We start from the raw sequence: 3185 nt of genomic DNA, 5'->3' as shown, positions 1-3185 counted from the left end.
CCGCAGCACCGCTCCCGTCGTGTACGCCGCCTCCCCCGACAGCAGCCACGCCACGGCCCCCGCGATCTCCTCGGCCCGCCCCGGTCTCCCCAGCGGGATTGCCGAGGCCGCCCGGTGTGCTCGATCCGGGTCGCCCATCGCCGCGTGCATCTCCGTGTCGATCATGCCGGGCGCGACGGCGTTGACGCGGATGCCGTCGGGCCCCAGTTCCTGGGACAGGCCGACGGTCAGCGTGTCGACGGCCGCTTTGCTCGCGGCGTAGTGCACATAGTCCCCGGCGCTGCCGAGCGTTGCCGCGGCGGACGAGATGTTGACGATCGCCCCGGCGCCCCGGGGGGCCATCAGCTGCGCCGCCCGGCGTGAACACAGCAGTACGCCAAGGAGGTTGACGTCCACGACGCGCCGCAGATCCACGGGGTCGGCGTCCGCGAGGCGGCCCAGCGGCCCGGTCACCCCCGCGTTGTTCACGAGGCCGGTCACCGCGCCGAGCTGCCCCTCGGCGACCTCGAACAGCCGCTCCACATCGGCCTCGACGGACGTATCGACCCGTACGACGACGGCACGCGCACCGGCGTCCCGCACCACCCCGGCCACTCCCTCCGCCGCGCCGGCGTCCCGGACGTACCCGACCGCCACGTCGTGCCCCTCAGCCGCGAGCCGACGGCAGATCGCCGCGCCGATGCCCCGGCTCCCGCCGGTGACGACAGTGACAGGGGACATGCGGCCTCCGGGGTGTGCGACAGCGAACCTCACGGTACGTCCACAGCCTGACATACCGCGTCGGCCGCGAAATGGGCTCGTTCGTTCGGCAAGGGCGGGAGTCGGCAGGTGAGGCCATCCGGCCTTTGGCGCCCGTGCCTGTTCAGGTCGGCACTGTTACCGTGCCGATTCGTGAGCACGGACATCCACGGCGGCATCGAGTTCCGTCACCCCGGCGCCGGCACCGACTACTACGACGGTGAGCCGTGGGTGATGGCCATGGACCTCTGGCCGTTGTACGACCAGACCGACTACGCGGCCTTCGGCAGTCTCTTCGGCGTGCGCAACCACGCGGGCTTCCACCCGCTCGCACCGGACCGCGGTCTTCCCGTCGACCTGTCGAGTGGTCTGCGCTCGCAGCTCGAGTCCTGGGTCGCGGCGGGAGACATGTACGGCGCGAGCTGGGTCAGTTGGGCGGAGCTCGCCTCACTGGATCCCGCGGCCACGCCGGGGCACTTCGTCGGCCGGCTGACCTGGCACGCGAAATCACTGCCCTCCGTCCTGCACCAACAGCTCGTGCCCGACCCATGGCCGCCGGAAGCCCTGGCCGCGGTGGGCATGCCGCCCCCGGGCCCGCACAGCACGACGGGACCTGTCGAATGGACCACCGACGAACTGACGTGCAGATACGAACCGTTGACCGTCGGCACTGTCCTGGGTCCTGAGACCCACTGGCCCCATGTCTTCGCCGTGATGAAGGCTCTGGCGGACCGTTTCGGCGACGACGGCGTCCGCCTCGTCGTAGCGTTCGACTGACAGCCGTCTGCCAGAGCGGCGTTGAGTGAACTGTACGGTGGCCGGCTCGGACAGCCGGGAGGTCTGCCCGTTCCTCACTGTCTTGAGCCGGGCCGATGGGCTCGCGCCACAGAACACGTTCGCCGGATGCGGAACCGGACAGGGCTCCCGGGGAGGTGCGGCAGCGGAGCCGACAAGGACGTCCGGTGTAGAGGGCAAGCCGTTGAGCGGGGCGGACCTGGAACGGGCGACGATCACCGGCACAGACCTCGTCGGCTACGAAGTGCAGCGGGAAACCGCCGCCACCTTCGCGTCCCGCAAATCGGCGGACCCTGCCGAATGCGCGCCCGCCATGCGGGCGGTGGGCGGCAGTAGCGGTTTCGCGGCCACCGCGCGCACCGCCCGGCTCGTCTTCCCGAAGGAGCGCGGATCCAGTGCGCACATGACCCTCGCGTCGCACAGCCCGGGAGATGCCAGGCAGGTGATCGACGCGTTGCGGACGGCCGCCGAGCGGTGCGAGACCTTCAAGGACATCCTGGTGGACTTCGACTACGACGCGATCCAACTCCAACCCGACCCTGGCTACGGCGATGAATCCGTGTCCCTCCGGCTCACGCAGCTGGCGTCGTACGGCGAGGGCGATGAGCCGGTCCGGGTGCCTCACGCGGTGGTGGCTGTCCGACAAGGGGCCACGGTCGTCATGTTCACCACGCTCAACCGCCCCTTCGGGCCACGCGGCAAGGAGCCGGTCGCCGTACCGAAAGCGATCATCGAGGCACAGCTGAACAAGCTGATGGCTGCCAAGTGACGGCGTCCACAGCCCGAGGCGGCGACCGAGCCGGCACATCTCCCGTTCAGTCCCTGCGCAGATGCGCGAGCGCCGCCTCGTCGATCTCGTACGGCCGTTCCTCCGGCAACAGCGAGGCCGCCGCGTCCAGTTCACCCGCCCGCACGTGCGCGTGGACCTTCTTCGCCAGCCCGGTGACGTCCTCGATCCCCACGATCCAGTCGTCCGCGTACCGTTCCGTCGCCTCCCCCGCCAGGCCCAGTTGGAGAGACCGGTGGGGCAGTGGGGCCAGCCGCAGATCCCGCTCCGGATCCCACTGCACCCGCGCCGGCGCCCGCTTCAACTCCCGCTTCCACTCGGCGAGTTCCCCGTGCAGTTCCGGCACGTGATGCGAAAGGCAGGCGTTCCGCAGCGCCCACTCGAATCCCTCGCGTCTGATCTCGACGGCGAGCACCGTCTCCTGCCCCTCCTTCTCGCCCCACCCGCAGCGGTACATCATCCACAGGAACGAGGGCTTGATCCAGGTCATCCGTGTCCGGCTCCAGGCGGGCGGGAAGTGGCCGTCTCGGGCTGCGGGGAGGCCGATTTCGGGGCGGTAGGCCTGGTAGACGGTGAGGGTGGTGTCGGTGTGCTGGGCTCGGATCTGGTGCTTCGGATGTTCCACGGCGCAAGCCTCGCCGCAGGGGTGGGGGCGGGGCCAGTGAATATCAACTCAAGGACGGTTTGCGACGGCCTCTTGGCTCCGCCTCCGTGATCCCCAAGACTCGGTCGTATGACCCAGCGTGTGGAACTTGCCACCGTGATGGACCGGTTGGCCGTCGACGAGCTGATCACCGACTATGCGAGGGCCGTGGACGACGCCGATTGGGGGGCGTACGAGGCACTGTTCGCGGGGGAGGGGCGG

5 protein-coding genes are annotated in these 3185 nt (G+C 70.0%); 3 read left to right on the top strand and 2 right to left on the bottom strand.

Features of this window, described 5'->3' with window-relative positions; all coding sequences use genetic code 11:
* Nucleotides 1-720 (bottom strand): SDR family oxidoreductase (locus AOK24_RS32875; protein ID WP_055723675.1); only part of this gene is annotated, 720 nt, incomplete at its 3' end.
* Nucleotides 721-891: 171 nt separating this feature from the next.
* Here AOK24_RS32875 and AOK24_RS32870 point away from each other — a divergent pair.
* Nucleotides 892-1515: a hypothetical protein gene (locus AOK24_RS32870; RefSeq protein ID WP_055723674.1), complete on the top strand. Its 624-nt coding sequence runs from the start codon at nucleotides 892-894 to the stop codon at nucleotides 1513-1515.
* Nucleotides 1516-1717: 202 nt separating this feature from the next.
* Entirely contained in the window at nucleotides 1718-2302 is a 585-nt protein-coding gene (locus AOK24_RS32865; RefSeq protein ID WP_055723673.1) for a hypothetical protein, read from the top strand.
* A gap of 46 nt (nucleotides 2303-2348) precedes the next feature.
* Here AOK24_RS32865 and AOK24_RS32860 read toward each other — a convergent pair whose 3' ends face one another.
* On the bottom strand, nucleotides 2349-2945 hold the full coding sequence (locus tag AOK24_RS32860; protein WP_055723672.1) for a DUF4291 domain-containing protein: 597 nt from the start codon (nucleotides 2943-2945) through the stop codon (nucleotides 2349-2351).
* 108 nt (nucleotides 2946-3053) lie between these two features.
* Between AOK24_RS32860 and AOK24_RS47845 the strand changes: the two genes are divergently transcribed.
* A partial coding sequence (locus AOK24_RS47845; protein WP_167376883.1) for a nuclear transport factor 2 family protein occupies nucleotides 3054-3185 on the top strand: 132 nt, incomplete at its 3' end.

The sequence above is a fragment of the Streptomyces niveiscabiei genome, from assembly GCF_001419795.1.
GTDB lineage: Bacteria > Actinomycetota > Actinomycetes > Streptomycetales > Streptomycetaceae > Streptomyces > Streptomyces niveiscabiei.
Note: the sequence above shows the minus strand (reverse complement) of the source record. Positions and strands in the feature narration are given on the sequence as shown.